This window comes from Gordonia sp. GONU, from assembly GCF_024733855.1.
Lineage (GTDB): Bacteria > Actinomycetota > Actinomycetes > Mycobacteriales > Mycobacteriaceae > Gordonia > Gordonia amicalis.
On record NZ_JANRHB010000010.1, the window covers coordinates 146640 to 152865 of the forward strand.

The window sequence follows — 6226 nt, forward strand, 5'->3', positions numbered from 1 at the left end:
GACCGTTGCGTCGTTTCGTTACGTCTACAGACCTTAGACGCTCTTCGTCGACCATCACTATCGAACTGCGGTGATCGCGCGGACCGGTCGCCCCCTACCCCGCGTGACTGCTGCGACGCCGCGGGTTTGGGTGTGCAGCTCGTGCCAGCGAACCGCCGTACCGGCCGGTAGGGATGAACCGTCCGAGGGGTTGGGCGTACCGGCTTACTCTGAATCCACTGATTCAGACTGGAGGTGGGCTTCTAGAGCTGCCCTGCACAGCTGCGAGCGATTCTCGGCACCGACTTCGACAACTAAGCGGTCTATGACAGTCAGGTTGCGACCCAGCATCCGGAACGTCAGGGAAGATCGCTCCTCTTCGGGTCTGGCTTCGATTCGTACGAACAGCCCATCGTCGTGGTGCTGGCGTTTGAGCTTCTCTACTAACGCCGGCAAGCGGTCATGATTGGCGACAATCGCGTCCATCAATGTCCCGGCGATAGTTGTTTCGTTCTGTTTGTTGTGCGCCTTGGTGGCTGTGCAGAGTGGCGTGGGAAGCGAGAGGGTGACTGGCACCAGCATCTCGTCTGGGCGGGTTTCGACGCGTTTCGGGCGTCGGGTACCTCGCGAGATAGGCCGAGTGGACGCTGCCGGTTGCGGTCGATCGTGCGGTAGCGCTGGGCCGTCGGGTACAGCTGGGATCGCCGCTGGTGCTGCGGCAGGAGCAGATGGCCTACGGGGCGGCGGCCCCGGGACGCCGCCGGTCCTCGCGAGACCGGTTACAGGCTTGCGATCGGTGGCCATCAGGCGGGTGCTCCTTCGTGTGTCGGCTCTGCGGAGGAATCTTGCTCGGTCTCGCGTCGGTCGATCTCCTGGAGGATCTCCTGGGCGAGGAGGACGTAGTCTTCAGCGAGAGACGGCGCGGTGCCTGGCACACGGTCGGGCCGTCTGCCTTCCTTGAGGGCCTTCCAGTACGGCTCGGCGTTGTCGACTTGCTCGGCCAGCTCGTGGGCGAGCAAACCCTTCTCCCGTACCTGAACCGAGGTCATGGTGCTATGGCGCACAACGGAATTGAACAGCGGGGCCACTCCTCCTAGCGCTGCGTCTAGCTTGGCTCGCGCCTCTCTACGAATGGCTTTCGCAGCGACCTCGATGCCGAAAAGCACGGCGCCCAGGACCTCGATGTCGGGGTTTGTTGACCTGGCACTAACCATTTCGTCAGCGAGCTTCTGCAGGCCGTCGATGCTCGAGTCGTCCGGTTTTGTCGGGATGACGATCCAACGTGTCGCAGCCAGTGCCAACCGTAGAAGATGGGGTCGTGTAGGTGGGGTATCGATAATTATAAGGTCATAGTCAGCTGCGATGGGAGTTAACGCATCTGCAAGTTGCCTGTGTGAACCTGGCGAACGCTGAGAACGTCCGATCAGTATCGCTTCCAGATCGTCGAGTCTGCTCCCACCCGGAAGTACGTCCAGATTGGGTCGGTAGTTGACCAGACTGGGTCGTAGTGCCTTCTCCTGCATGATCGCGTCAAAGATTTGTTGTCCAGAATCCCCGGACCCATCAATCTCGTAGCCTAGGTCGCGTCCCGCGTTGCCCTGCGGATCGAGCTCAATGAACAGGACGTGCCAGCCGGCGGCAGCGGCCAAACCAGCGACATTTGTCGCCGTGGACGTCTTACCGACGCCACCCTTGCCGTTTGCGATCGTGACAACCCGAGACAGTGCGGGTTGAGATAGGTGTTGCACTGAGTCCTCCAATGGGGTGGTGCGCATGGACCGCAGGAAGGCGGTACCTCCCGGGCGCTTTGGGGTCCGCTATGCGCAGAGGGTAACAGCGCACATCGGTTCGCGCGGTGTACGACACGCTACGGACGACTTTGCGTTCTACCGCGAGGTCTCCCGTGCGCGACGCCGCAGATACTCACTTGAGCTTGGCAATGATCGAGGCGTTAACAACGACGATGTACCTGGTGGGCGGGCGACATCTACGTCCTGCGTTACGTATAGACATAACTGCTTAGACAGAGCTGCCATCACCGCGCAAGGGTATGTGTTCAGTAGTTCGGTGTGTACATCGATCTTCGTGTACCGCATCAGCGGAGCCGGTAAACGGAGAAACAGTTAGACGCACAACGCTTGCAACGTGAAACAAGTTATGGCGGTGCATGCGGACATGAGTGCTCTGTGTCGCATAGGTCGCCTTGCGAGCGCACGCAAGCAGCCCAGTACTTAGCACTTCACAGCAACGTGTACTGAGTGCGACATGGGCTTTCGTAATCGGGTGGGTACGTTCGTTGCTGCAGCGCAGCGTATGGGGGTAAGGACGCTGCGGCCCATCCCGTACATCGGTGCGGCACTTCACGCTGTATGTATGGCGCGCCGAAAAGTGCAAGGTACGTCCAGGTAGACGTAGGAACGTATTTGTCGGCGTGCGGTCTGACTGGTGGCGGCCATTAACGCAGAAGGTCCGAGCAGCAACCAACGAGGGTGCACTTCCTCGGATGTCGTAGTGCGTGTTAGAAGGCCCATTGGGGGGCGTAGGGCGCAGCTCCGTGACCACAGTGTTGTCCCGATTCATCTAGACGGTCTTGTCGACTGCACTGAGCGCGTGGCTGCGCGCCTTGCAGCGTGAAGTAATGCGTGCATTATTACGACCTGAACAGGCTGTTTGTGCGCATGCGGGTCGCCATCGACGCGGTCGGTAGCCACGTTTGCGGGGAACGAAAGTCGGAAACCAGGATCGCGGATGCGATACCCAGGACGAACAAAAGCTTCGTGTCTGCGCCCGAGAGAGTTTCGCGCTCTCGACTAGGCCCTTGAAAGACCAAGGCGCCCGGTGGCATAGCCACGCAGCTCGGCTGTCGACCGAGTGGCTTGTGAACCGACAGCTCAACGAAGCGGTCCCCGCGCAGACTTGCGCGTCTGAGTGACCTGACCCGGTGGGACGGCTTTGACCATCCGCGACACGGGTGCACAAAGTCATAAAGACATGAGACCACAGCGCAGCTCGTCACGACGAGTTTCGTCCCACCAATGATGACTGGGGCTCGCGTCCGCCTTGCTCGATCGCTGGTCTACCTCGCCGCAGCCATCCGCTAACATGTGACAGCGGTCCTCGAAGTCTGTGGATTGGCCGGGCGGACCCCTTTTTGGGTCACGACACCGACATAGGCCCACAACTGAACCGGGCTCACTCAGGATGACCTGATGCTGACCGGGGAACCAGTGCCACAACTACAAGCGGCAGCTCAAGGCGGGCACCTAAACTCCGTGCTCTACGTAGATCACCGAGTCGTTTCACTCCCCCGGGGGCACCGGTGTCGCCCGCCGGCCCCTCGAGTTCGGCCGCTAGGCCCAGTGCCACCAGGCTCTCGGCACTTCGGGAGACTTGCTGAGTGATGGCTGCGGCGGGGTTCCGAGAACTGAGGCGACGTCGTCACCAACCGGATGACAGCCGTATGGGTCGGCCGTATGGGCCGGCGGGAGATGTTCGATTCTGAAGGTGGGCGATCGCGTACCGACGACCCGTTGGGCTGAGGAAGCAAGAATGAACGCTTAGTGCGGCTGACAGGAGTCCTGGCAATCGCGCTGAGACGGCAGACTTACGTAAACGACTCCAGATCGCACCGTGACGAGCTGTCACCCATTTTGGCCCTAGGGGATAGGAAAACTCAATTTCGTCGTTCTGCGGGGAACTGGGAGGCGGTTTCGATTTGCGCAGGTCAACGGTGCGCAAATGCTGTCGTGATCCGGTAACTGTAGTCACGCGCTGGCTCTCGACGCGCACCGCTGGCCGGTGGGGGAGCGGAGAACCGCGGCGGAGTAGATCTTCTGACCCAATCGGCGAACTACTGATGGCCCGCTTGAGGCGCGCCTGTGACTCAGTCGGTGCCGCTTCTACCGACAGGCCGACGGCTTGTCGATGCCTGCCGGTTAGCCCGCTCTATGTTGCTGCTGCGAGGGCTGCGCAGCACGAACTGCGTCCAGCAAGCGAGTGAACTCGCTTGCCAGAACACTCCCGTCTGAAAGCCCCAGGAGCACACCTTCCGCGCGGGCAACGGCTGTGTCTAAGCCAGCGACTGACGAGGGCTCCGGGTTGGACTTGGGTGACGCGGACGAATCGAACGCCGCAAGGTCGCGTTCGAGCATCTGCGCCATCTCGCGATGATGCTGAAGTTGCGCGGAAATTCGTCGAGCGGCGTTCTCGGCGGAGCGCCGGCAGGCATCCGAGCAATAGATTCGAGGCCGACCACGACCCGCGGTCCTACGAAACTCCTTTCGGCACTGCGGGTCAGCGCAGTACGCCGTCACTACCGGAGCTTTGGTCGACCGGTTCTCGATAGCTGCCGGAACTGGCGTGGGTGCGCCAAGGCGCCCACGCCGGCCGTCAGCGGACCGATCCATCCACCCAGTGTGGCATAAATTCGCGCGAAAATACAGCCGCACAACGCAGGTGACCTGCGGAGATGCGAGAACCGCCCTACTCGATGTCCCCTGACCCGCCGTCCAGCACCAACATAAAATCGCGCGGAATTAGCGCTCATACAATTACACCGATGTGATTCGAGCCGACGAGGGGGTGTGATGACTGCAGGACGCGCAGGCAGCACCGGTCCTAGGGTGGCCGCTGCACCGCGGCTCGATCGTCCCTGCGGAAGATCGTGCTCGAGCTTGCGCAGTTCTTCAGCCCAGCACCACGATCGGCCCCTACTCCCGACGACGGTCGATCAACGCCGGTGCCGCGCCTTCGACGCGAACCAGATCTTTCCTACCCTGCGCCACCTTCACGCTGCGCGCCTAGCATCGCCAACCCAGAAGGGAGCCTCCGAACCTTCCGAACGCTGACATCTGAATAACGCGCGAGGTCCAACACAAGGACCCCCCGATTACCAGTCGGAGGGTCCTTGATCTGAAGTTTCGAGACTGAGTTACCAGCTCGGTCTCACGGGCTCTCGCCCATCCCCGAAGGGACTGTCTTGCCGGACAGATCTCAGGGTAGCGTGCGCCCTCTAGGAGTGCCCGCAATCCCTGTGCTCCGCGTGTCGCACAACCACACGCGGGGAATCGACTGCATTCGTCCGCAGCACTCACCCACTAGTGGGTGGACATGCTGAGTGAATGGAGGCAGTGGTCGCCCCGCTCCACAGTGCGTGTCGACGCAACAAATGAACACAGATACCGATCAGCACCATGGCCAGAACGAATGCCACCGGTGCCTATCGCGACGTATCTAGCGGACCGCCATTCCCGGTACACGCTGCTCGCATTCGACCTGGATGCAGGACCGTACGGTCCCGAGGCCGTTGCTGTGGATGCCAACGTACTTACCGGCGTCCTAACCGACTTGGGTGTGAGCCACCTGCAAGTGCAGTCGGGGCCCTCAGGAGGGCGGCACATCTGGGTGCGCGTCATTGACCCAGGGATACCCGCGGAGAAAGTCGCCGACCTTGCTCGTAGGCTGCGCGCGCACCTTCCAACCCTCGACATCTCTCCGCTTACCAACCCCGTGTCGGGCGCAGTTCGGATCCCCGGGTCTGTGCACCGGTCGGGCGGCAACGCGACGCCACTATTGACCGGACGGGAACTGGGCAACGCCGTCAGGGACATGCAGGCTCGGCCGGCGCCACCCGACATAGCTGAGTGGCTGATAGCGAGGTTCCCAACAACCGCGCGGCAAAACTCCACGCAGCGCACTACGACTATCGGCCTACGTCTGGTCGGGCAGGGGCCTGCCACACGGGTTGATCGCGCGCGAACCGAACTATCCTCAACTACGGCTGAGCGCCTAGCCACGCGGCTCACAGCCGCCGACGATCGCTCGTCACACGCGTGGTCGATCATGCTCGGGATGGCCGCTAGCGGTTGGTGTTGGACTGATGTGCTTCAACATCTGCACAAGCCTGGACTCGTCCGCTTGCGCGAAGACCTCCGCCAGAACGAGGCGCACGCCCTCACGCAATGGCATAAAGCACTGCGTACTGCTGCCGAGACAGCGTGGCCAAGAGCGCAAGGCGACCACACCGTCGACGACCCAGTCCGCACTCACATTGAGGCTGTCTTCGCTGCAGCGAACTCAGATCCCGCAACTTGGGCACGGAAGGGGTGGGCCAGTGCTGAACGGGTCCTGCACAGCCTCCTCGTTGTGTGCGCTCAGGCGCACACAACGACCGTGAACATCGACGTTCGCCGGCTAGCCGAAGCCGCTAACGTTCACGCCGCAACAGCATCGAGGGCACTTCACCGCC

Annotated in this window: 2 protein-coding genes; both read right to left on the reverse strand. The window is 61.7% G+C overall.

The genetic code is table 11. The features are described from left to right. Positions 1–204: 204 nt before the first annotated feature. Positions 205–555 carry a hypothetical protein gene (locus tag NWF34_RS12375; protein WP_139114226.1) on the reverse strand — a complete coding sequence of 117 codons (351 nt, stop codon included), beginning with the start codon at positions 553–555 and terminating at the stop codon, positions 205–207. 227 nt (positions 556–782) lie between these two features. After that, positions 783–1754: a ParA family protein gene (locus NWF34_RS12380; protein ID WP_058253231.1), complete on the reverse strand. Its 972-nt coding sequence runs from the start codon at positions 1752–1754 to the stop codon at positions 783–785. Between the last annotated feature and the right edge of the window lie 4472 nt (positions 1755–6226).

What these genes read in the sequence shown, in the direction of transcription:
- NWF34_RS12380 (WP_058253231.1), bottom strand. Translation starts at nt 1,754, where the DNA reads ATGCGCACCACCCCATTGGAGGACTCAGTGCAACACCTATCTCAACCC.